The organism is Burkholderia sp. KL41, from assembly GCF_057005415.2.
The window spans coordinates 266,502-289,679 of the sequence record NZ_CM174446.1; the positions used below are offsets into that span (position 1 = coordinate 266,502).

Below are 23,178 nucleotides of genomic sequence, written 5' to 3' on the forward strand. Positions count from 1 at the left end.
CGCGGGGCGCCGGACGGCAAGCTGCGGGGCGGGCCGGCACGGCTCGCGCCGCCGCCCATTGGAGTCCATTATCGATATCGCCCTGCGGGGTTCGAGTGTTTTTTCAAACACTTAAGGCTTGTTACACGATGAAATACGCAAAAACCCCGAGAAAAAGGGCGTGGAATCAGGAATGGAGACAGATGCAACTATTGTTGCGTCATCGTGAAAAAGCACTATAATTTTTACCGATCCGATTGCCGGCAGCCTTGTCCGGAAAGCCTTTCGTTATTGCACCGAGGCCATTGGATCCATCACAGCCGAACCCGCGCCGGCACTTGCTTCCCCGATTGAAGCTTTCAATTCGCCTTGTCGGAAAAATTCCTACACGGTTTACAGACAAATCCTGCATGGCATACGCCACTTCGCTGATACCGGCATAAATGCCGTTTGGCCAAAATTCGCCCTGTAAGACTATAAACGAGCCGACTGCGCGCCAAGAGCGCCCTGATCGAGCAAACGTTTTCATAACACGAATGGCCAAAGAAAGCTCTTTAACGGGGGAATCATGAGCGCTACCAGCGAAATGCTCAGTGAGATCAAAGAGGTCAACCTGTCGTACCTCCTCCTCGCGCAACGCCTGCTGCGGGAAGATAAGGCGATGGGCATGTTCCGCATGGGAATTTCCCAGGAACTGGCCGACGTGCTCGGGAACCTCACGCTCGCACAGACCGTGAAACTCGCCGCGTCCAACCAGATGCTGTGCCGCTTCCGCTTCGATGATCACGCGCTGCTGTCGTCGCTCGCCGACAAGGGCCGCAGCGATGTCGTCGCGCACGCCCACTCGGCCATCCTGATGGCCGGGCAGCAGGTCGAAGGCGTCCGCTGATCCATCACCCCGCCTTGCGTTGAGTCCCGGCGTGTCGCGCCGGCGGGCAGCGTACTGGCCATCCATCCGAATCACGTCAAGCGGACGGTTATCACCATGGCAAGCAAAAGCGTCGTGATCGAGGTGAAGGAAATCACCCTCGCCATCGAACTGATCGAACTGGGCGCCCGGCTGCAGTTGCTGGAAGCGGAGACGAGCCTGTCGCGGGATCGTCTGATCAAGCTGTACAAGGAACTGAAGGGCGTGTCGCCGCCGAAGGGGATGCTGCCGTTCTCGACCGACTGGTTCATGACGTGGCAGCCGAACATCCACTCGTCGCTGTTCTACAACATCTACCGGTTCATGCAGGACCACGGCCGCTGCGAGCCGATCCAGTCGATCGTGAAGGCGTACCGGCTCTACCAGGAGCACGTGAACCTGTCCGGCGACGAAGCCGCGCTGAGCCTCACGCGCGCGTGGACGCTCGTGCGTTTCTTCGATTCGGGGATGCTGCAGATGACCCCCTGCACGCGCTGCGGCGGCCACTTCGTCGCGCATGCGCATGATCCGCATCAAGGTTTCGTCTGCGGCCTTTGCCAGCCGCCGTCGCGCGCGGGCAAGACCCGCAAGGCCGCCGCCGCGCGCGCCGAACTGGCTGCCGCCGCGGCCTGAGCGCCGGGCCGGGCAAGGCCGGGCGGGCGCGAGCGGCCGCGCCGGGCGGCGCGAATCGCCCGTGAATCGCCCGCGAATCGTCTGTGAATTGCTGGTAAACACCGTCGGGCCGCCGCCGGGCGGCCGCGAAAGTTTTCCTGCCGACTGCCGTAAACCTGTTTAACGGCGGTCTCCCCGCCGGTCATTCGTGAGGGACAGGCAGTGCTGATTATCGTGGGAACACTCGTGACGCTGTTGTCCGTCTTCGGCGGTTATGCGCTGGCAGGCGGGCATCTGGGCGCGTTGATCCAGCCCGTCGAGATCCTGATGATCGTGGGTGCCGGCGTCGGCGCATTCATCCTCGGCAACGGCGGCAAGACCATCAAGGCGACGCTGCGCGTGCTGCCGACGCTCTTCAAGGGCTCGAAATACACGAAGGATGTCTACATGGAGCTGATGGCGCTTCTTTACGTGCTGCTCGCGAAGGCACGCAAGGAAGGCACGCTCACGCTCGAGGCCGACATCGACGATCCGGAAAAGAGCCCGATCTTCACGCAATACCCGAAGATCCTCGCCGATCACCACATCGTCGAATTCCTGACCGACTACCTGCGCCTGATGGTGGGCGGCAACATGAACGCGTTCGAGATCGAGAGCCTGATGGACGAGGAGATCGAGACGCACCACGCGGAAGGCGAAGGCCCCGCGCATGCGTTGATGCGCGTCGGCGACGCGATGCCGGCATTCGGCATCGTCGCGGCCGTGATGGGCGTCGTGCACACGATGGCGTCCGCCGACAAGCCGCCCGCGGTGCTCGGCGCGATGATCGCGCAGGCGCTGGTCGGCACGTTCCTCGGGATCCTGCTGTCGTACGGGCTGATCGGGCCGCTCGCGAGCCTCGCGGAGCAGCGCGTCGCCGAGTCGACCAAGATGTTCCAGTGCATCAAGGTGACGATCCTCGCGACGCTGAACGGCTATGCGCCGGCGATCGCGGTCGAGTTCGGCCGCAAGGTGCTGTTCTCGACCGAGCGCCCGTCGTTTTCCGAGCTCGAAGAGCACGTGCGCCGCGTGAAGGCGAAGTGACGCGGAGCCCCCGATGAGCAAGAGCAAGGACCGCGCAATCGTCGTCAAGCGGGTGGCCCCGGCGAAGAAGGGCCACCACGGCGGCGCATGGAAGCTCGCGTACGCGGACTTCATGACCGCGATGATGGCGTTCTTCCTGCTGATGTGGCTGCTGAGCTCGGTCACGCCGGTGCAGCTGAAGGGGATCGCCGAATACTTCAACACGCCGCTGAAGGCCGCGCTGTTCGGCAGCGGCGACCGCAGCTCGCAGGATTCCAGCATCATCAACGGCGGCGGCCGCGACCTGTCGAGCGTCGACGCCGGCACGCTGCGCCGCACCGACGGCATGACGCAGCTCGCCGAGCGCCTCGCGAAAGCGGGCGACGAGAATTCCCGGTCGCAGGCGCAGGGTGCGCAGGACCGGCTCGAGCAGGCGCGCCTGCACGACCTGCAGATCAAGCTGATGGCCGCGATCGAGGCCAACCCGACGCTGCGCCAGTTCAAGCAGCAGATCCGCATCGATTCCACGCTGATGGGGCTGCGCATCGAGATCGTCGATTCGCAGAAGCGGCCGATGTTCGCGATGTCGAGCGACAACGTCGAGCCGTACATGCGCGACATCCTGCGCGAGATCGGCAAGACGCTGAACGACGTGCCGAACCGGATCATCGTCCAGGGCCATACCGACGCCGTGCCGTATGCGGGCGGCGAGGGCGGCTACAGCAACTGGGAACTGTCGGCCGACCGCGCGAACGCGTCGCGCCGCGAGCTGATCTCCGGCGGCATGGACGAGGCGAAGGTGCTGCGGGTGCTCGGCCTCGCGTCGACGCAGAACCTGAACAAGGCCGACCCGCTCGATCCGGAAAACCGCCGGATCAGCGTGATCGTGCTGAACCGCAAATCCGAAGAGGCGCTGATGCGCGACGATGCGACGACCACGACGCTGTCGGCCGATGCGGCCGGCTCGCAGCAGCTCGCGCAGCAGCTGGCCGGCCCGGCGCCGGCCGCGCGGCCGGCGCTCGCGGCGTCCGCCGTCGCCGTGCCGAAACCCTGACGCTTAAAAGATTCCGAGACAGACATGATCCGAACCATTCTCGCCATCGACGACTCCGCGACCATGCGTGCGCTGCTCCAGGCAACGCTGGCGCAGGCCGGCTACGACGTGACGGTGGCGCCGGACGGCGAGGCCGGCTTCGACCTGGCGGCCACCGTGCCGTACGACCTGGTGCTGACCGACCAGAACATGCCGCGCAAGAGCGGGCTCGAAGTGATCGCCGCGCTGCGCAAGCTGACCGCCTATACGGAAACGCCGATCCTCGTGCTGACGACCGAAGGCAGCGACGCATTCAAGGACGCCGCGCGCGACGCGGGCGCGACCGGCTGGATCGAGAAGCCGATCGACCCCGCCGTGCTGGTCGACCTGGTCGCGACGCTGTCCGAACCGGCCGCCTCCTGACATTCACGCGACGCATTCAACCCGGGACCGGGCATGACTCTCGACATCACTCAGTTCTACCAGACATTTTTCGACGAAGCGGACGAGCTGCTCGCGCAGATGGAGCAGTTGCTGCTGAACCTCGACGTCGGTTCGCCCGACCCCGAGGATCTGGCCGCGATCTTCCGCGCCGCGCATTCGATCAAGGGCGGCGCCGCGACGTTCGGCTTTTCCGCGCTGACCGATACGACGCACATCCTCGAATCGCTGCTCGACCGCGCACGCAACCATGAGCTGACGCTGACCAAGGAAATGGTCGACGCGTTCCTCGAGACCAAGGACGTGTTGTCCGACCAGCTCGTCGACTACCGCGCGAGCGCCGAACCGGACGCCGCCGCCGCCGCGACGATCTGCGCGAAGCTCGAGCGGCTGAAGGCCGAGAGCGGGGCGGATGCGCCGGCTGCCGCTGCCGCGCCGGTCGCCGCTGTCGCCGCTGAACCGGCCGCTCCGGCCGTGGAGACGGCAGTCGGCGACGATCGTGCGCCCGACCACGTGGTCGAGCAGGCCGTCGCGGCTGCGCATCCGGCAGCCGATGCCGGCGCGGACGAAGGCGGCCCGCACCTGAAGATCACGCTCGTGGGCGTCGACGCGAAGGACCAGGAGCTGCTGACCGAAGAACTCGGCAACCTCGGCCGGATCGTGGGCCGCGAGCAAGCGGGCGCCGACCTGACGCTGTGGGTCGAATCGGACGTGCCGTCCGACGACATCGTCGCCGTGTGCTGCTTCGTGATCGACGAAAGCCAGATCCGCGTCGCGCACGGCACGGCGCCGGCCGCGCCGGCCGCCGCTCATGAAGCCGCTCATGAAGCCGCGGCATCCGCTCCCGCTGCGGAACCGGCCGCCGCCGCGCAACCGGTACGCGCCGAGGTCTTCGCGCCGCAGGCCGCCGCACAACCGGCCGCACCGGCATCGGCACCGCCGCCCGCGCCCGCGCCCGCCGCGCCCGCCGCCGCCGCGCCAGCGCCGCAGCCGGCCCAGCAAGCGCACGCCGACCACGCGCCGCAGGCCGCCGCGCATCACGACGACAAGCGCGCGCGCCCGGCCGCCGCGGCCGCATCGGGCGCCGAAGGCAGCTCGATCCGCGTCGGCGTCGAGAAGGTCGACCAGCTGATCAACCTCGTCGGCGAACTCGTGATCACGCAGGCGATGCTCGCGGAAACCGCGAGCGCGTTCGATCCGGCGCTGCACGACCGCCTGTTCAACGGGATGGCGCAGCTCGAGCGCAACGCGCGCGACCTGCAGGAAGCGGTGATGTCGATCCGGATGATGCCGATGGACTACGTGTTCAGCCGCTTCCCGCGGCTCGTGCGCGACCTCGCCGGCAAGCTCGGCAAGCAGGTCGAGCTCGTCACGTTCGGCCAGGCGACCGAGCTCGACAAGAGCCTGATCGAACGGATCATCGATCCGCTCACCCACCTCGTGCGCAACAGCCTCGACCACGGGATCGAGACGGTCGACAAGCGCGTCGCCGCCGGCAAGGACGCGGTCGGCCAGCTCGTGCTGTCGGCCGCGCATCACGGCGGCAACATCGTGATCGAGGTGAGCGACGACGGCGCGGGCCTGAACCGCGAACGCATTCTCGCGAAGGCCGCGAAACAGGGCATGCAGGTGTCTGACAACATCAGCGACGACGAAGTCTGGCAATTGATCTTCGCGCCGGGCTTCTCGACCGCCGAGACGGTGACCGACGTGTCGGGCCGCGGCGTCGGGATGGACGTCGTGAAGCGCAACATCCAGTCGATGGGCGGCCACGTCGAGATCACGTCGCAGGCCGGCCGCGGCACGACCACGCGGATCGTGCTGCCGCTCACGCTCGCGATCCTCGACGGGATGTCGGTGAAGGTCGGCAACGAGATCTTCATCCTGCCGCTGAACTTCGTGATGGAGTCGCTGCAGCCGTCGAACGACGACATCTACACGGTCGGCAACGGCGAGCGCGTGGTGCGCGTGCGCGGCGAATACCTGCCGCTCGTCGCGCTGCACGAGGTGTTCTCGGTCGATGACGCGCGCACCGACCCGACGCAGGGGATCGTCACGATCATGGAAACCGAGGGGCGCCGCTTCGCGATGCTGATCGACGAACTGGTCGGCCAGCAGCAGGTGGTCGTGAAGAACCTCGAAACCAACTACCGCAAGGTGCACGGCATCTCGGCGGCGACCATCCTCGGCGACGGCAGCGTCGCGCTGATCGTCGACGTCGCGGCGCTGAACCGTGAAACCCGTGCGACGCACGGCGCCCGTGCCGGCGCCGAGCTCGCGATGTTCTGATGTCTCTCGCCATTCAACCGATTGGGGGCAAACGTGTCTGCTGAAGTCCAAATGATCAATCCGGCCGCGGCGAACGCGGCAACGAGCCGCCGCGACGCGGAACAAGGCGACGCGACGGGCCAGGAATTCCTCGTGTTCACGCTCGGCGACGAGGAATACGGGATCGACATCCTGAAGGTGCAGGAAATCCGCGGCTACGACAGCGTCACGCGCATCGCGAACGCGCCGGATTTCATCAAGGGCGTGATCAACCTGCGCGGGATCATCGTGCCGATCGTCGACATGCGGATCAAGTTCCATCTCGGCCGCGTCGAGTACGACCACCAGACGGTCGTGATCATCCTGAACGTCGCGCATCGCGTGGTCGGGATGGTGGTCGACGGCGTGTCGGACGTGCTGACGCTGCAGACCGACCAGATCATGCCGGCGCCGGAATTCGGCGCGACGCTGACGACCGAGTACCTGACGGGCCTCGGCACGGTCGACGGCCGGATGCTGATCCTGATGGACATCGAGAAGCTGATGTCGAGCCGTGAAATGGCGCTGATCGAGACGCTCGGCGGGTAAGCGCGCCGCGCGCGCAGGAATTTCGGGAGAATCTGCAATGTTGCATAACTGGTCGATCCGCACGACGCTCACGGCGGTCGGACTCATCCTCGTGGCGCTGGCCGCAGCCGTCGGCGGGCTCGGCCTGTACGCGCTGAATCAAGCGAGCCGCTCGCTCGACGAGATCGCGCACGTCGACCTGCCGGCGATCCATACGCTCGACGACACGTCGTCGTACCTGCTGCGCGCGCGCGTGTCGCTCGACCGCTTCCGTTCGCTGACGGAAGCCGGCAACACGGCCGACGCGGCCAAGGTGCTCGACCGCGCGCAGGAGCTGTACGCGAAGTCGAACCAGAACTGGCAGGCGTTCCAGGCCACGCCGAAGCTCGGCGTCGAGCAGGCGCTCGTCGACGACCTGACCGCGCGCTACACGACGATCGTGAAGGAAGGCGTCGAGCCCGAGTTCGCGGCCGCGCGCGCGGGCGACATGGCCGCGTACCACGCGGTCGCCGATACCAAGATCAGCCCGATGTTCGTCGCGTACGATCAGGCCGCGTCGGCCGTGGTCGCTTCGCTGCAGAAGCGCGCGGAAGATCGCCAGGCCGCGACGCAATCGCAGATCTCGCTGATGATCGGGCTGATCGCGGCCGGCATCGCGATCGCGTTCGTCGTCGTGGTCGCGATCCGCTTCGCGCTGCGCGGGCTGATCGTGCAGCCGCTCGAGGACGCGATCGCGCACTTCGAGCGCATCGCCGGCGGCGACCTCACCGAGCCGGTGAACGTGTTCAGCACCAACGAGATCGGCCGCCTGTTCGGCGGCATCAAGCGGATGCAGGACGCCGTCACGACGATGGTGCAGGCCGTGCATCGCGGCACCGAATCGATCGACGTCGGCGCGCGCGAGATCTCGACCGGCAACACCGACCTGTCGCAGCGTACCGAGGAACAGGCCGCGTCGCTGCAGGAAACCGCGTCGAGCATGGAGCAGCTGACGGGCACCGTGCGCCAGAACGCGGAGAACGCGCGGCAGGCCAGCCAGCTCGCGGTGAACGCGTCGGACATCGCGACGCAGGGCGGCGACGTGGTCGGCCAGGTCGTGTCGACGATGCAGGACATCGCGGCGAGCTCGGGCAAGGTCGTCGACATCATCGGCACGATCGAAGGCATCGCGTTCCAGACCAACATCCTCGCGCTGAACGCAGCGGTCGAAGCCGCGCGCGCGGGCGAACAGGGCCGCGGCTTCGCGGTGGTCGCGGGCGAGGTGCGCTCGCTCGCGCAGCGCAGCGCGAGCGCCGCGAAGGAAATCAAGCAGTTGATCGGCGATTCGGCCGAGAAGGTCGAAAGCGGGTCGGCGCTCGTGTCGCGCGCCGGTTCGACGATGGACGAGATCGTGCAGGCCGTGCGCCGCGTGACCGACATCATGGGCGAGATCAGCGCCGCGTCGGACGAGCAGTCGACCGGCATCGAGCAGGTCAACCGCGCGGTCGGCCAGATGGATTCGGTCACGCAGCAGAACGCGGCGCTCGTCGAGCAGGCAGCCGCCGCGGCCGCGTCGCTCGAAGAGCAGACGCGCCAGATGAAGACGGTCGTCGCAGGCTGGCGCGTCGCGGGCGGCATCGTGCTCGCGCCGTCGCGCGGTGTCGCGCGGCCGGTCGCGCATGAACCGGCGGCCGCGCCGGCGCTGACGTCGGAGCCGCGTTTCGACGCGGCGCCGGTCGCCGCGCTGCCGGCCCCGCAGGCCGCCGCTCAACCGGCACGGCGCGCCGCGCCGGCGCCGCGTGCCGCGGCCGCGTCGGGCGCCGGTCACGAACCGAAGCGCGCGGCCGATGCCGGTGCGCATGCGCAGAAGGACGCGCCGGCTTCCCGCGGCGCCGCCGCGGGCGGCTACGGGCCGCGTCTCGCGAAAACCGCCGCGCCGGCCGACAAGCCGGCCGCGAAGCCCGCGCTCGTGCGCCCGGCGCTGAACGGCGAGAAGCCGGCGCCGGCCACGTCCGGCACGTCCGATGACGATTGGGAGACCTTCTAAATCATGTCGCACGCGCGCGCGCCGTTTCGACCCGATGCACCGGATGCCTCGCCTCGCGCGGGCGAGCCGGGGCGCGACTTCGCGTTCACGGGCGCGGATTTCGCACGCATCCGCGCGCTGATCCATCAACGCGCGGGGATCTCGCTGTCCGAGCACAAGCGCGACATGGCGTACAGCCGTCTCGCGCGACGCTTGCGGGCACGCGGCCTCGACACGTTCCGCGACTACCTCGACCTGCTCGAGCAGGAAGACGATCCGCTCGAGTGGGAAGCGTTCACCAATGCGCTGACGACGAACCTGACCGCCTTCTTCCGCGAGTCGCACCATTTCCCGATCCTGGCGGATTTCGTGAAAGGGCGCCCGGCGCCCGTATCGGTCTGGTGTTCGGCGGCGTCGACCGGCGAGGAGCCTTATTCGATCGCGATCACGCTGATCGAGGCGCTCGGCGAATCGGCCGCGCGCGGCGCGTCGATCCTCGCGACCGACCTCGACACGCAGGTGCTCGCGAAGGCGGAGGCCGGCATCTACACGTATGACCAGGTCAAGCACCTGGCGCCGGAGCGGCTGAAGCGCTTCTTCCTGAAGGGCACGGGCGCGCAGGCCGGCCGCGTGAAGGTGCGCCCCGAGCTGCGCGCGATGATCCGCTTCGAGCAACTGAACCTGACCGATGCGGATTACGGGATCGCGAAGCCGTTCGACGCGATCTTCTGCCGCAACGTGATGATCTATTTCGACAAGCCGACGCAGGGGCAGGTGCTGTCGCGCTTCGAGCCGCTCGTGAAGCCGGGCGGGCTGCTGTTCGCCGGCCATTCGGAAAACTTCACGTACGTCACGCAGGCGTTCCGGCTGCGCGGGCAGACGGTGTACGAACTGACCCGCGACGCCGCGCAGGGCGCGCGGCCGCGCGGCGCGCAGGCACCCGCGGCGGCCGCGACGGCGTCGCCGGTGCGTGCGCGGGCCGCGGGCGCCGTGCCCGCCTTTGGAGAGCGCGGATGAGCGCACTGCCGATCGCGACCAATCGCTACTTCGACAACCACTTCGGCCTGCCGGGCGTGAAGCTGCTGCCGAACGAGTTCTACACGACGTCCGAGGACATGGTGCTGATGACCGTGCTCGGCTCGTGCGTCGCCGCGTGCATTCACGATCCGTACGCGGGCATCGGCGGGATGAACCACTTCATGCTGCCCGACGACGGCGCCGATGCGGGCGCGGCCGCGTCCGACTCGATGCGCTACGGCGCGTACGCGATGGAAGTGCTGATCAACGAGCTGATCAAGGCCGGCGGGCGCCGCGAGCGCTTCGAGGCGAAGGTGTTCGGCGGCGCGGCCGTGCTGGCCGGCATGACGACGATCAACATCGGCGATCGCAACGCCGATTTCGTGCGCCGCTACCTGGCGCTCGAACGCATCCGCATCACCGCGGAGGACTTGCAGGACGTCCATCCGCGCAAGGTCGCATTCATGCCGCGCACGGGTCGCGCGATGGTGAAGAAGCTGCGGCTGCAGGTGCCGGGCGTGACCGAGCGCGAAGCCGCGCTCGCGCGCGAGGCCGACCGCCTGCGCGCCGCGCGGCCGCGCCCCCACGTCGAGCTGTTTGCGGCGAAACGGCCGGCCGCGCCGCAGCCGGCGCGCCCGCGTATCGAGCTGTTCGGCGCACGCGGCGCGGCGCCGGGCGGTGCCGGCGGCTCCAGCGGCTCCAGTGGCTTGCGGGCAGCGAACCCGCAAGCCGGCAGCCCGTATGCGGCGAACCTATCAAGAAAGCAGGAGGCATGACCGCAGTGCAGAAGATCAAAGTATTGTGCGTCGACGATTCGGCGCTGATCCGCAGCCTGATGACCGAGATCATCAACAGCCAGCCCGACATGACGGTGTGCGCGACCGCGCCCGATCCGCTCGTCGCGCGCGAGCTCATCAAGCAGCACAACCCCGACGTGCTCACGCTCGACGTCGAAATGCCGCGCATGGACGGGCTCGACTTCCTCGAGAAGCTGATGCGCCTGCGGCCGATGCCGGTCGTGATGGTGTCGTCGCTGACCGAGCGCGGCTCGGAAATCACGCTGCGCGCGCTCGAGCTCGGTGCGGTCGATTTCGTCACGAAGCCGCGCGTCGGGATTCGCGACGGGATGCTCGACTACGCGGAAAAGCTCGCCGACAAGATCCGCGCGGCGTCGCGTGCGCGCGTGCGCCAGGCGCCGCAGCCGCAGGCCGTCGCGCGCGCGGCGGACAGCCACGCGGCCGCGCCGATGATCAACAACCCGCTCGTCAGTACCGAGAAGCTGATCATCATCGGCGCATCGACGGGCGGCACCGAGGCGATCCGCGAAGTGCTGACGCCGCTGCCGCCGGACGCGCCGGCCGTGCTGATCGCGCAGCACATGCCGCCGGGCTTCACGAAATCGTTCGCACAGCGGCTGAACGGCCTGTGCCGGATCGCGGTGAAGGAAGCCGAGCACGGCGAGCGCGTGCTGCCGGGCCACGCGTATATCGCGCCGGGCCATGCGCACCTGTTGCTTGCGAGGAGCGGGGCGAACTATATTGCGCAACTGTCGGACGAGCCGCCGGTCAACCGGCACCGCCCGTCGGTCGACGTGCTGTTCCGCTCGGCGGCGACGCACGCGGGGAAGAACGCGATCGGGGTGATCCTGACCGGGATGGGCCGCGACGGCGCGGCCGGCCTGCTGGAAATGAAACGCGCGGGCGCCCACACGTTCGCGCAGGACGAAGCAAGCTGCATCGTGTTCGGGATGCCGCGCGAGGCGATCGCGCTCGGCGGCGCGGACGAGATCGCGCCGCTCGCCGACATGAGCCGCCGCGTGATGGCGCGCCTGGCGACGATGGGCGACCGCGTGCAGCGCGTTTGAATGGAATGTCACGGGGCGCGTGCCACGATACGCGTCCCGACGGAAACGAATCTGGAAAGGAACGACGATGGACAAGAGCATGAAAATCCTGGTGGTGGACGATTTCCCGACGATGCGCCGGATCGTCCGCAACCTGCTCAAGGAACTGGGCTACTCGAACGTCGACGAGGCCGAGGACGGCCTCGCCGGCCTCGCGCGGCTGCGCGGCGGCGGCTACGACTTCGTGATCTCGGACTGGAACATGCCGAACCTCGACGGCCTCGCGATGCTGAAGGAAATCCGCGCGGACGCGACGCTCACGCACCTGCCGGTGCTCATGGTCACGGCCGAGTCGAAGAAGGAGAACATCATCGCGGCGGCGCAGGCCGGCGCGAGCGGCTACGTCGTGAAACCGTTTACGGCCGCGACGCTCGACGAGAAGCTGAACAAGATCATCGACAAGATGGCGAAGGCCGGGAGCTGACGTGAACGAGCCGATCCATGCCGCGCTGACGGGCGCCGGGTTCAGCGCCGACGGCCAGGCCGAAGGTGCCGATTACGCGAGCGACCGCATCCTCGCGCGCATCGGCCATGTCACGCGCACGCTGCGCGATTCGATGCGCGAGCTCGGGCTCGACAAGCATGTCGAGCGGGCGGCCGAAGCCGTGCCCGATGCGCGCGACCGGCTGCGCTACGTCGCGACGATGACCGAGCAGGCCGCCGAGCGCGTGCTGAATGCGATCGAGGTGGCCAAGCCGATGCAGGCGCGCCTCCAGAACGAAGCCGAAGCGCTCGATGCGCGCTGGGCGCAGTGGTATGCGGCGCCGATCGAGCACGCGGAAGTGCGCGAGCTGATGGACGATACGCGCACGTTCCTGCGCACGCTGCCCGAATCGACGTCGGCGACCAGCGCGCAACTGCTCGAGATCATGCTCGCGCAGGATTTCCAGGACCTGACCGGGCAGGTGATCAAGAAGATCATGGACATGGTCTACCTGATCGAGCAGCAGCTCCTCACGGTGCTCGTCGAGAACATCGCGCCTGAGCGGCGCGAGCAGTTCGCGGCCACCGCGGCCGCGCTCGCCGCCGAGCAGATGAGCTCGACCGGCAGCCCCGAGTCGCTGCTGAACGGCCCGCAGATCGCGCCGGAAGGCAAATCCGACGTGGTCCAGGACCAGGGGCAGGTCGACGACCTGCTCGCCAGCCTGGGTTTCTGACCCTGCCGCGTGCATCGGCGCGCCTCCGTTTCGCGGGGCTGCGCGATGCATGCGTCGCGCCGTTTCCACAACGTCCACCACGTTTACCCGTGCTCACCGCGTGCGCACGCGCCGGTCGGCCAGCGCCGAATTGACACGTCGGCACACTCAGCAGGCATACTACGCGTCAGCAGCAACGAAGCGTCATTCATACGACTCATATGTCGGCGGGCGGCGCGGGCACGATCGCCGCGCACGCTGCCACGAAGCCAGTCCCGTGGGAGGGAATGTGAAGCTGAAACGCTTGGGCCGGGCCGTCGCGTGCGCGACGGCTGCAACGGGTGTGCTGTGGGCCGTCCACGCGCACGCCGAACTGGGCGGCGCACCGATGTCGCCGCCGGCGGACGATCAGGCCGCAAGCGTGCGCGCGCTGCAGCGCGCGATGCGTTCGGCGGACGGCGTGCAGGCGAGTACCGCCGCCTATACCGTCCGCGAAATCACGCTCGGGTCGGGCACCGTCATTCACGAATACACGTCGGCCGCCGGCACCGTGTTCGGCCTCGCGTGGCAAGGGCCGACGATGCCGGATCTCGCATCGCTGCTCGGCAGCTATTTCCCGCAGTACACCGCTGGCGTCCAGGCGGCGCACAAGGCGCGCGGCTGGCGCGCGCCCGTGTCCGTCGACACGAGCGGCCTCGTGATCCGGACGGGCGGCCACATGGGCGCCTTCTCGGGCCAGGCCTGGCTGCCGGCGGCGCTGCCCGCCGGCCTGGCCGGCACCGACATCCAGTGACAGCGGGAGAGCGACCTTGAGCATTCCTCGTACATTCAAGCGCTGGCTCGGCGTGCTGGGCCTCGCGGCGGCGACGGCCATCCTCGTGACCGCATGCGGTGGCGGCGGCGACGGCGGCGGCAGCAGCAACTCGGGCAACAACGGCAACAACGGTTCGGGCGGCTCGGACGGCAATTCCGGGAACACGGCCGTCATCAACGTCAACGCCGGCGTGGCGAACGTGATCAACATCCCGACCATCAGCGTGAAGGTCTGCGCGCCGGGCACGTCGAACTGCCAGGTGGTCAACAACGTGCTCGTCGATACCGCGTCCTACGGGCTGCGGCTCGTCGGCAGTGCGGTGTCGGGCGTGCTCGGCAGCCTCCCGCAGGTGACGAGCGGCGGCGCGCCGGTCGCCGAGTGCGGCAAGTTCGTGTCGAGCTATACGTGGGGTTCGGTGCGCACGGTCGACCTGTCGATCGGCGCCGAGCAGGCCAGCTCGCTGCCCGTGCAGATCATCGGCGACCTCGGCACGACGAACGTGCCGGCCTCGTGCACGAACGGCGGTGCGTCGGCCAACTCGGCGAGCGCGCTCGGTGCGAACGGGATTCTCGGCATCGGGCCGGCGCCGGTCGACTGCGGCACGACCTGCGCGACGTCGACGTCGTCGAGCAACAACTACTACGCGTGCCCGAACGGCGACAACGCGAACTGCGCGGTCGCGCTCGTGCCGGTGGCGCAGCAGGTGGCCAACCCGGTTCATCGTTTCGCCGACAGCAGCGGGGTGAGCGTGACGATGCCGAGCATCTCGAACAGCGGGCAGGCCAGCTCCTCCGGGACGCTGACATTCGGCCTGCCCGACCTGACCGGGAAGACCGTGATGACGTCGACCACGACGGGCGACGTCAACGCGACGTTCCTCGGGCGCAACGTGACCGCGTTCTTCGATACGGGCTCGAACGCGTATTTCTTCAACGATTCGGGGCAGACGGTTTGCTCGAAGAACACGCAGTTCTACTGCCCGTCGTCGCCGCCGGCCAGCTACTCGGCGACGCTGAGTGGCCAGAACGGTGTGGCCGCGACCGTGTCGATGTCGATCGCGAACGCGGATTCGCTGTTCTCGAACCCGTCGACATACGCGTTCAACGACATCGCGGGTCCGTTCGGTTCGTCCAGCTGGCTCGACATCGGCATGCCGCACTTCTACGGCAGGACGATCTACTTCGGGATGGACAAGACCTCGACCGGCGGCGCGGCGCCTTTCGTCGCGTTCTGACGCGGCAGGGCCGCACGCTGAAGGGAACGGGGGCGAGAAATCGCCCCCTTTTTTTATCCGGCGGCCGCGCACGGCACGACGGGGCGGCCCGGAGCACCGCCGCGTGCGGGCACAGCGCCTACGATGTAATACCGGCGGCCGTGCCGGCACGACATCGAGGAGGCAGCGCCATGAGCCCGCGCATACAACGCATCACCCCGTTCCTTTGGTTCGACCGCGACGCCGAGGCGGCCGCCGGTTTCTACGTGTCGGTGTTCGACAACGCGCGCATCGTGCACGTCGCGCGCTACGGCAAGGCCGGCGCGCACGCATCCGGCAGCGCGGAGGGCGCGGTGATGACCGTCGCGTTCGAGCTCGACGGGCAGGCGTTCATCGCGCTGAACGGCGGCCCCGTGTTCCAGATCACGCCGGCCGTGTCGTTCGTCGTCAACTGCCGGGACCAGGACGAAATCGACCGCTATTGGGCGCGCCTGTCCGAAGGCGGCGACGAGCGCGCGCAACAGTGCGGCTGGCTGCGCGACCGGTTCGGCGTGTCGTGGCAGGTCGTGCCGGTGCAGCTGCCGGAACTGATGGCGGGCGATCCCGCGCGCGCCGAGCGCGTGATGGCGCAGGTGATGACGATGAAGAAGCTCGATCTCGCCGCGCTGCAGCGGGCGGCGGCGGGCTAGGCGCGTGCGCCGGCCCGTTGTCGGCGTGAACGGGGCCTCGCGGGGCCCTATGGCCGGCACGGGCCGAGAAGCCCGTAATCGCCGCATACGGGCGCTAGACCGGCGGCCGGCCGGCACGCATCAACTGCGTATGGTCGAGGAAGCGGTGGCCGGGCCCGTACGCGGTGCTTTCGATCCGGACGGCGTCGGCCGGCGCGACCGGGCGCCCGACGGCATCGACCGACACCGATTCGATCTCGACGACCGGCACGCACCAGGCCGCGCGGGCGCGTTCCGACGGTTCGCCGCGCGCGTCGGCGCAGCGGAAAGCGACGCTCGCGGGGACATCCTGCGCGCGCAGGGTTTGCGTCGACCCGTTCCACGCATGGTGCAAGGCGATCGTGCCGGGGTGCGGTGCGTCAGGCGCCTGCGCGCCGGGCGGCAGGGCCGGCGTGCCCGCGCAGCCGGCTGCCAGCGCGCAGGCGAGCGACAGCGACGGAACGAATGGACGACGGAGCATGGTGCGGTTAGACCGAAATCGGGAATGACGAAGCGTAGCGCGCCTTGCGCGCCGGCGTAATACCGGCAGGTTAATCGAATGCGTCACTCGCAGCGATTATCGATCGCACCGGGTTTCATTCGGTTGCAATCAAGTGCCGGATTATCCTGGGCTGTCGTTTATGTCAGGTGTTCAAGATTATTAAAATGACGCGGCATGCAAGCCTGCGGCGCCGCATTCCGCTGCGGCAGCCGTTCCCGCGCCGTGCCGGCGGGCGCTGCGGCCGGGCGTGCGCATTGCCCGCCATGTGAAAATAGATTGGAGTCCGCCGAAATTCAAACATATAATGCCGGCGTTGTTTCCGGGGTCGTCAATATAAAACAGGAGGGTAATAAGATGAATTTTTCAGAAGCCGTTCGTTCCGTACTCAATAAGTACGCGACATTCGAAGGCCGTGCGCGCCGTGCCGAATACTGGTATTTCGCGCTGCTCACCTGCGTGCTGTCGATCGTCGCGCAGGTCGTCGGCGCGGCGGGCCACGATGCGGGCCTGATCACGCTGTTGCTGCTCGTCGTGCTCGGCCTGATTTCGCTCGCGCTGATCATTCCGAGCATCGCGGTCAGCGTGCGCCGGCTGCACGATACGGGCCGCTCGGGCTGGTTCCTGCTGCTGGCGCTGATCCCGATCGTCGGCGGCATCCTGCTGCTCGTGTGGATGTGCTCGCGCGGCACCGAAGGCCCGAACCGCTTCGGCGCGGACCCGATCGCGGCGGCCTGACCGACGCCTGCCCCGACGCGAGACGCTGTCGCGTCGGGGCTTGGTTTTGCGCCGCACCCGCTACACCCGCTTCACCGCTTCACCATTTTCCGGCTTCGCGCCGTCGTCGCTCGGCCCGAAGCCCCAAGCCCCAAGCCCCAAGCCCCAAGCCCGAAGCCCCAAGCCCCAAGCCCCAAGCCCCGCGCCCACCCCCGCCATCGCACCGGCCGGCCCGTTTCGCCGCCGCGCCGCACCCCGTTCCGTCCCCCTTCCGGCCCCGTCCGGCCGCGTTTGCACCGGCTCGCCCGATTCCCCGAAATACCCCCCTTTCCCGGCTTTGCTCGACCGATCGGTGTTTGACGCCTCCATGAATAATCGGTGTCACTGGAAAGCGGCATTCCGCCGTACCCGACTGGAGGCCCCGTGGCAGACGAGAGCGATCTCGACAAGACCGAAGCCGCCACTCCCAGGCGCCGCGAGAAGGCGCGCGAGGAGGGGCAGGTCGCGCGTTCGCGCGAACTGGCTTCGTTCGCGCTGCTCGCGGCCGGGTTCTACGGTGCCTGGCTGCTCGCGGGCCCGTCGGGCGGCCATCTGCAGGCAATGCTGCGCGGCGCGTTCCTGTTCGATCGCGCGACCGCGTTCGACACGAACCGGATGCTGTCGGCGGCCGGCAGCGCGAGCCTCGAAGGCTTCGCCGCGCTGCTGCCGCTGCTCGCGTTCACCGGTGTCGCCGCGCTGCTCGCGCCGATGGCGCTCGGCGGCTGGCTGATCTCGCAGAAGACGTTCGAACTGAAGTTCGACCGCCTGAACCCGATCTCGGGCCTCGGCCGGATCTTCTCGATCCAGGGGCCGATCCAGCTCGGGATGTCGCTCGCGAAGACGCTGGTCGTCGGCGTGATCGGCGGCGTCGCGATCTGGCGCAGCAAGGACGAGCTGCTCGGTCTCGCGATGCAGCCGCTCGGCGTGGCGCTGCCCGATGCGCTGCACCTGGTCGCCGTGTGCTGCGGCACGACGGTCGCCGGGATGCTGGTGGTCGCCGCGCTCGACGTGCCTTACCAAATCTGGCAGTACAACAAGAAGTTGCGCATGACGAAGGAAGAAGTGAAGCGCGAGCATCGCGAGAACGAAGGCGATCCGCACGTGAAGGGGCGGATCCGCCAGCAGCAGCGCGCGATCGCGCGGCGCCGGATGATGGCGGCCGTGCCGAAGGCCGACGTGGTCGTGACGAACCCGACGCACTTCGCCGTCGCGCTGCAATACACGGACGGCGAGATGCGCGCGCCGAAGGTCGTCGCGAAGGGCGTGAACCTCGTCGCCGCGCGCATCCGCGAACTCGCGGCCGAACACAACGTGCCGCTGCTCGAAGCGCCGCCGCTCGCGCGTGCGCTGTATCACAACGTCGAACTCGAACGCGAGATTCCCGGCTCGCTGTACTCGGCCGTCGCCGAAGTGCTCGCGTGGGTCTACCAGCTCAAGCGCTTCCGTTCGGAAGGCGGCGCGTTCCCGGCGGTGCCGGTCGACCTGGACGTACCGGCCGACCTCGACAAGGGCGCGTCGGTCTCCGCCGACGACGAACGCGAGGAAGCCGAAGACACGCTCGGTAACGGAGGCGCGGCATGAGCACCCCGACCGGCCTGTTCGCGAAGCGCCAGAATCCGTTCGCGGGCACCAACCTGCGCGCGCTCGCGGGCCCGATCCTCATCTGCATGATCCTGGGGATGATGATCCTGCCGCTGCCGCCGATGCTGCTGGATCTGCTGTTCACGTTCAACATCGCGCTGTCCGTGATGGTGCTGCTCGTCAGCATGTACACGATGAAGCCGCTCGACTTCGCGGCGTTCCCGAGCGTGCTGCTGTTCTCGACGCTCCTGCGCCTGTCGCTGAACGTCGCATCGACGCGTGTCGTGCTGCTCGAGGGCCACACCGGGCCGGACGCGGCCGGCCAGGTGATCGAGGCGTTCGGCCACTTCCTCGTCGGCGGCAACTTCGCGGTCGGCATCGTCGTGTTCGTGATCCTGATGATCATCAACTTCATGGTGATCACGAAGGGCGCGGGGCGGATCGCCGAAGTGTCCGCGCGCTTCACGCTCGACGCGATGCCCGGCAAGCAGATGGCGATCGACGCCGACCTGAACGCGGGCCTCATCAACGAGGAACAGGCGCGCAAGCGCCGCCTGGCCGTCTCGCAGGAAGCCGAGTTCTACGGGTCGATGGACGGCGCGTCGAAGTTCGTGCGCGGCGACGCGATCGCCGGCCTGATCATCATGGCGATCAACGTGATCGGCGGGCTGATCGTCGGGATGGTCCAGCACGACATGACGTTCGCCGCGGCCGGCACGAACTACACGCTGCTGACGATCGGCGACGGCCTCGTCGCGCAGATCCCGTCGCTCGTGATCTCGACGGCGGCCGGCGTGATCGTGTCGCGCGTCGCGACCGACGAGGACATCGGCACGCAGATCACCGGCCAGCTGTTCACGAACCCGCGCGTGCTGAACATCACCGGCGCGATCATCGTGCTGATGGGGCTGATCCCGGGCATGCCGCACTTCGCGTTCCTCGCGCTCGGCGGCGGCGCGATCTGGCTGGCCCGCACGCAGACGAAGCGCGCGGCGGCCCGCAAGGCGGCCGGCGACCTGACCGACATCGCACCGCCCGCCGTGCTGCCGTCCGACAGCCACGAGGCGACCTGGGACGACGTGCAGCTGATCGACCCGCTCGGCCTCGAAGTCGGCTACCGGCTGATCCCGCTCGTCGACAAGAACAGCGACGGCGAACTGCTCAAGCGCATCAAGAGCATCCGCAAGAAATTCGCGCAGGAAATCGGCTTCCTGCCGCCCGTGATCCATATCCGCGACAACCTCGAACTGCGGCCGAACGCGTACCGGATCGCGCTGAAGGGCGTCGAGATCGGCGTCGGCGAAGTGTTCCCGGGCCAGTGGCTCGCGATCAACCCCGGCCAGGTGACGGCCGCGCTGCCGGGCGCCGTCACGCAGGACCCCGCGTTCGGGCTGCCGGCCGTGTGGATCGACGTCGCGATGCGCGAACAGGCGCAGGTGTACGGCTACACCGTGGTCGACGCGAGCACGGTCGTCGCGACGCACCTGAACCATCTGGTCGTCCAGCACGCGGCCGAGCTGCTCGGCCGCCAGGAAGTGCAGGCGCTCGTCGAGCGCACCGGCAAGGACGCGCCGTCGCTCGTCGAGGACCTCGTGCCGAAGACGATCTCGCTGACGACGCTGCAGAAGGTGCTGCAGAACCTGCTCGAGGAAGGCGTGCCGATCCGCGACATGCGCACGATCCTCGAGGCCGTGTCCGAACACGCGGGCCGCGGCGACGCGTTCGAGATCACGGCCGCGGTGCGGCTCGCGCTCGGCCGTGCGATCACGCAGCAGTGGTATCCGGGCGCGGGCGAGATGCAGGTGATGGGCCTCGACGCGAATCTCGAACGCGTGCTGTCGCAGGCGCTCGCCACCGGCGCGAACCCGGGCCTCGAACCCGGCCTCGCGCACAACCTTCTGACCGGCACGCAGCAGGCGATGCTGCGTCAACAGAATCTCGGGCTGCCGCCCGTGCTGCTCGTGCAGCACGCGCTGCGCGCGATGCTCGCGCGTTTCCTGCGCCGCAGCCTGCCGCAATTGAAAGTGCTGTCGTACGCCGAAGTGCCGGACACACGCACGATCAAAGTCGTTAACGTCATCGGGGGTTCCGCTTGAACATTCGCAAATTCACCGGCGCAACGAGCCGCGACGCACTTCGTCTCGTGCGCGAGGCGCTCGGCGCCGACGCGGTCGTGCTGTCGAACCGCACGCTCGATGACGGCAGCGTGGAAATCGTCGCCCTCGCCGATTCGGACCTGGCCGCCGTGACGCCGCCGGCTGCGGCGCGCGCACGCATGGCCGCGCCGCGCGTGCCGGAATCGGTGCCCGCCGCCGCGGTGCCGGGCATCGTGTCGCGCCCGGGCGCGGCGCTCGCCCGCCCGGCCGTCAATCCGTATGCGGCAGGCGAAGGCGGATTGCCGGACGTGTTCTCGTCGATGTTCGGCGCAAGCGCCGATACGGACGCGGACTCGGACGACACGGCCGCGCCAGCTTCGACGCTCGATGCGGACCCGCTGGCCGGCATGCCGTCGGCAGCCGCTCCCGCCGCCGGTGCGCCGGCCGCCGCTTCCGAACCCGCACCGTGGCTGGTCGAGCACGCGAAGCGCCTGACCCAGCAGCGCGATGCGCTGATGGCGCGCACGCAGGCGGCGCCCGCCGCGCCGCAGCCGAGCCCGCCGGCCCCGCAGGCCGCCGCGAGCGCGACGCCGCCCGGCTGGGCGCGCGACATCGTGCGCGACGCCGAACGCCGGATGCCGGCCGCCGCGACCCGCGTGCCGGACCCGGGCGCTGCGCAGGCCGCGAAGGCGGCCGAGCGCACGCGCCTGTCCGCCGACGCCGCCGCCGCGGTGGCCGATGCGGTGAAGTCGCGCATCGAACGGATCGTCAACGATACGGTGATGCAGGAGCTGGGCGAGCTGCGCGGGATGATGGAAGAACAGTTCGACAGCCTGATGTGGCACGACCGCCAGCGTCGCAGCGCCGTGCATGGCGCGCTGACGAAGCACCTGTTCTCGGCCGGTTTCTCCGCGCAGCTCGTGCGGATGCTGGTCGACAACATGCCGTCCGGCGACGGCGCGCAGAGCTTCGAACAGGCGGCCGAATGGGCGCAGTCGGTGCTCGCGGCGAACCTGCCGGTGCTCGACAGCGAGGACGCGCTGATGGAGCGCGGCGGCGTGTTCGCGCTGATGGGGCCGACGGGCGTCGGCAAGACGACCACCACCGCGAAGCTGGCCGCGCGCTGCGTGATGCGCTTCGGCGCGAGCAAGGTCGCGCTGCTGACCACCGACAGCTACCGGATCGGCGGCCACGAACAACTGCGCATCTTCGGCAAGATCCTCGGCGTGCCCGTGCACGCGGTGAAGGATGCGGGCGATCTCGCGCTCGCGCTGTCCGAGCTGCGCAACAAGCACATCGTGCTGATCGACACGATCGGCATGAGCCAGCGCGACCGCGCGGTATCCGACCAGATCGCGATGCTGCACGGCGCGAACGCGCCGGTGCAGCGCCTGCTGCTGCTCAATGCGACGAGCCATGGCGACACGCTCAACGAAGTCGTGCAGGCGTACCGCAGCGCGGGCGAGCATCCCGACCTGGCCGGCTGCATCCTCACGAAGCTCGACGAGGCGACCCACCTCGGCGGCGTGCTCGACACGGTGATCCGCTACAAGCTGCCGATCCACTACGTGTCGACCGGCCAGAAGGTGCCGGAGAACCTGTACGTCGCATCGACCCGATTCCTGCTGAAGAGCGCGTTCTGTGTGCCGCGCGACGGCTCGCCCTTCGTGCCGCAAGACGAGGACATGCCGACGCTGCTTTCCGCACTGACCGCACGTTCCACCGCCGAGCTGCACGAGGTGCGATTTGGATAAACGAATCATCGACCAGGCCGAAGGGCTGCGGCGCCTGCTGGCCGGGCGCGCGTCGCGCATCGTCGCGGTGACGGGCGGGCCGGCGGGTGTCGGCTGCACGTCCACCGTCGTGAACCTCGCGGCGGCGCTCGCGTCGCTCGGCAAGGACGTGCTCGTCGTCGACGAGCGCGCCGACGTGCATTCGGCCAGCGCGACGCTCGCGGGCGCGTGGCTGCGTGACGGCGAGCGCACGCGGGTCGCGGCCGGCTTCGGCCTGTGCGCCGCCGCGCGGCTCGCGCGCGCCGGCTACACCGACGCGCAGCTCAGCGATTTCATCGACGGGCCGGCCGACATCGTCCTCGTCGACGCGCAGCTCGGCGCCGACGGTTCGTTCTCGGCGCTCGCCCGCGAAGCGCACGACGTACTGGTCGTCACGCGGGTCGCCGCGCAGGCGATCACCGAGGCATACGCGTGCATGAAGCGGCTGCATTTCGCGCATGCGTTCGCGCAGTTCCGCGTGCTGACCAATCACGTCGGCAGCCACGCGGACGCGAAGGTCGCATTCGACAACCTCGCGGGCGTCGCGAGCCGCTACCTGACGGTGTCGATCGACGACGCGGGCTGCGTGAGCGCCGATCCGCTCGTCGAGCATGCGCGCGAGCTGACGCGCGCCGCGGTCGACGCGTTCCCGTCGTCGGCCGCCGCGCGCGACTACCGGCAGATCGCCGCCGACCTGCTGTACTGGCCGATGCGCCCGCGTTCGGGTGCGGGCCGCGCCGTGCACGCGGGCGGCAAGCCGTCGTATGAGGCGGGCGCGGCACACGCCGCATGAGCGCCACCGGAAGGAGA

22 protein-coding genes are annotated in these 23,178 nt (G+C 68.6%); 21 read left to right on the forward strand and 1 reads right to left on the reverse strand.

Annotated elements, in window-relative coordinates:
* Positions 1–547: 547 nt before the first annotated feature.
* The 16 genes from flhD (at position 548) to PQB87_RS01325 (ending at position 15,646) form a co-directional block, all read left to right on the forward strand.
* The gene (gene flhD, locus PQB87_RS01250; RefSeq protein WP_027788649.1) at positions 548–868 is read left to right on the forward strand and encodes a flagellar transcriptional regulator FlhD; all 321 of its coding nucleotides are present in this window, start codon (positions 548–550) and stop codon (positions 866–868) included.
* A gap of 96 nt (positions 869–964) precedes the next feature.
* Complete coding sequence (gene flhC, locus PQB87_RS01255) at positions 965–1,519, forward strand: flagellar transcriptional regulator FlhC (RefSeq protein ID WP_011350591.1); 555 nt, start codon at positions 965–967, stop codon at positions 1,517–1,519.
* A 201-nt stretch (positions 1,520–1,720) separates the two neighbouring features.
* Positions 1,721–2,581 carry a flagellar motor stator protein MotA gene (gene motA / locus PQB87_RS01260; protein WP_011350592.1) on the forward strand — a complete coding sequence of 287 codons (861 nt, stop codon included), beginning with the start codon at positions 1,721–1,723 and terminating at the stop codon, positions 2,579–2,581.
* Positions 2,582–2,594: 13 nt separating this feature from the next.
* On the forward strand, positions 2,595–3,614 hold the full coding sequence (gene motB, locus PQB87_RS01265) for a flagellar motor protein MotB (RefSeq protein WP_027788648.1): 1,020 nt from the start codon (positions 2,595–2,597) through the stop codon (positions 3,612–3,614).
* 24 nt (positions 3,615–3,638) lie between these two features.
* Positions 3,639–4,016, forward strand: coding sequence for a response regulator (locus tag PQB87_RS01270; protein WP_021164383.1), 378 nt, complete (start codon positions 3,639–3,641; stop codon positions 4,014–4,016).
* Between the two features lie 33 nt (positions 4,017–4,049).
* Positions 4,050–6,323 carry a chemotaxis protein CheA gene (cheA, locus tag PQB87_RS01275; RefSeq protein ID WP_489242490.1) on the forward strand — a complete coding sequence of 758 codons (2,274 nt, stop codon included), beginning with the start codon at positions 4,050–4,052 and terminating at the stop codon, positions 6,321–6,323.
* 51 nt (positions 6,324–6,374) lie between these two features.
* Complete coding sequence (gene cheW / locus PQB87_RS01280; RefSeq protein ID WP_021164320.1) at positions 6,375–6,890, forward strand: chemotaxis protein CheW; 516 nt, start codon at positions 6,375–6,377, stop codon at positions 6,888–6,890.
* Positions 6,891–6,927: 37 nt separating this feature from the next.
* Positions 6,928–8,895, forward strand: coding sequence for a methyl-accepting chemotaxis protein (locus tag PQB87_RS01285; protein ID WP_153487708.1), 1,968 nt, complete (start codon positions 6,928–6,930; stop codon positions 8,893–8,895).
* A 3-nt stretch (positions 8,896–8,898) separates the two neighbouring features.
* Positions 8,899–9,891, forward strand: a complete 993-nt coding sequence (locus PQB87_RS01290) for a CheR family methyltransferase (RefSeq protein WP_059678247.1) — start codon at positions 8,899–8,901, stop codon at positions 9,889–9,891.
* Complete coding sequence (gene cheD, locus PQB87_RS01295; RefSeq protein ID WP_059587977.1) at positions 9,888–10,667, forward strand: chemoreceptor glutamine deamidase CheD; 780 nt, start codon at positions 9,888–9,890, stop codon at positions 10,665–10,667. The genes PQB87_RS01290 and cheD overlap by 4 nt, the downstream gene beginning before the upstream one ends.
* Positions 10,664–11,755 (forward strand): protein-glutamate methylesterase/protein-glutamine glutaminase, encoded by a 1,092-nt coding sequence (locus PQB87_RS01300; protein ID WP_059667679.1) that lies wholly within the window; start codon positions 10,664–10,666, stop codon positions 11,753–11,755. Before cheD ends, PQB87_RS01300 begins: the two co-directional genes overlap by 4 nt.
* A gap of 67 nt (positions 11,756–11,822) precedes the next feature.
* A complete protein-coding gene (cheY, locus tag PQB87_RS01305) occupies positions 11,823–12,218 on the forward strand; it encodes a chemotaxis response regulator CheY (RefSeq protein ID WP_006485893.1) in 396 nt (131 codons plus the stop codon).
* A 1-nt stretch (position 12,219) separates the two neighbouring features.
* Positions 12,220–12,951, forward strand: a complete 732-nt coding sequence (gene cheZ, locus PQB87_RS01310; protein WP_027788643.1) for a protein phosphatase CheZ — start codon at positions 12,220–12,222, stop codon at positions 12,949–12,951.
* A 268-nt stretch (positions 12,952–13,219) separates the two neighbouring features.
* On the forward strand, positions 13,220–13,723 hold the full coding sequence (locus PQB87_RS01315; protein ID WP_059687867.1) for a DUF2844 domain-containing protein: 504 nt from the start codon (positions 13,220–13,222) through the stop codon (positions 13,721–13,723).
* Positions 13,724–13,739: 16 nt separating this feature from the next.
* Complete coding sequence (locus PQB87_RS01320) at positions 13,740–14,978, forward strand: DUF3443 family protein (RefSeq protein ID WP_060062321.1); 1,239 nt, start codon at positions 13,740–13,742, stop codon at positions 14,976–14,978.
* Positions 14,979–15,148: 170 nt separating this feature from the next.
* Positions 15,149–15,646: a VOC family protein gene (locus tag PQB87_RS01325; RefSeq protein ID WP_021162681.1), complete on the forward strand. Its 498-nt coding sequence runs from the start codon at positions 15,149–15,151 to the stop codon at positions 15,644–15,646.
* Between the two features lie 94 nt (positions 15,647–15,740).
* Here PQB87_RS01325 and PQB87_RS01330 read toward each other — a convergent pair whose 3' ends face one another.
* The gene (locus PQB87_RS01330) at positions 15,741–16,145 is read right to left on the reverse strand and encodes a hypothetical protein (RefSeq protein ID WP_153487711.1); all 405 of its coding nucleotides are present in this window, start codon (positions 16,143–16,145) and stop codon (positions 15,741–15,743) included.
* A gap of 375 nt (positions 16,146–16,520) precedes the next feature.
* Between PQB87_RS01330 and PQB87_RS01335 the strand changes: the two genes are divergently transcribed.
* The 5 genes from PQB87_RS01335 to PQB87_RS01355 all read left to right on the forward strand — a co-directional run bounded on the left by PQB87_RS01335 (position 16,521) and on the right by PQB87_RS01355 (position 23,161).
* Positions 16,521–16,901 carry a DUF805 domain-containing protein gene (locus PQB87_RS01335; RefSeq protein WP_021162679.1) on the forward strand — a complete coding sequence of 127 codons (381 nt, stop codon included), beginning with the start codon at positions 16,521–16,523 and terminating at the stop codon, positions 16,899–16,901.
* A 402-nt stretch (positions 16,902–17,303) separates the two neighbouring features.
* Positions 17,304–18,500 carry a flagellar biosynthesis protein FlhB gene (gene flhB / locus PQB87_RS01340; protein ID WP_060229221.1) on the forward strand — a complete coding sequence of 399 codons (1,197 nt, stop codon included), beginning with the start codon at positions 17,304–17,306 and terminating at the stop codon, positions 18,498–18,500.
* Positions 18,497–20,596, forward strand: a complete 2,100-nt coding sequence (flhA, locus tag PQB87_RS01345) for a flagellar biosynthesis protein FlhA (protein ID WP_021162676.1) — start codon at positions 18,497–18,499, stop codon at positions 20,594–20,596. The genes flhB and flhA overlap by 4 nt, the downstream gene beginning before the upstream one ends.
* Positions 20,593–22,350 (forward strand): flagellar biosynthesis GTPase FlhF, encoded by a 1,758-nt coding sequence (gene flhF, locus PQB87_RS01350; protein WP_489242491.1) that lies wholly within the window; start codon positions 20,593–20,595, stop codon positions 22,348–22,350. Before flhA ends, flhF begins: the two co-directional genes overlap by 4 nt.
* Positions 22,343–23,161 (forward strand): nucleotide-binding protein, encoded by an 819-nt coding sequence (locus PQB87_RS01355; RefSeq protein ID WP_059687862.1) that lies wholly within the window; start codon positions 22,343–22,345, stop codon positions 23,159–23,161. Before flhF ends, PQB87_RS01355 begins: the two co-directional genes overlap by 8 nt.
* Positions 23,162–23,178: the final 17 nt, after the last annotated feature.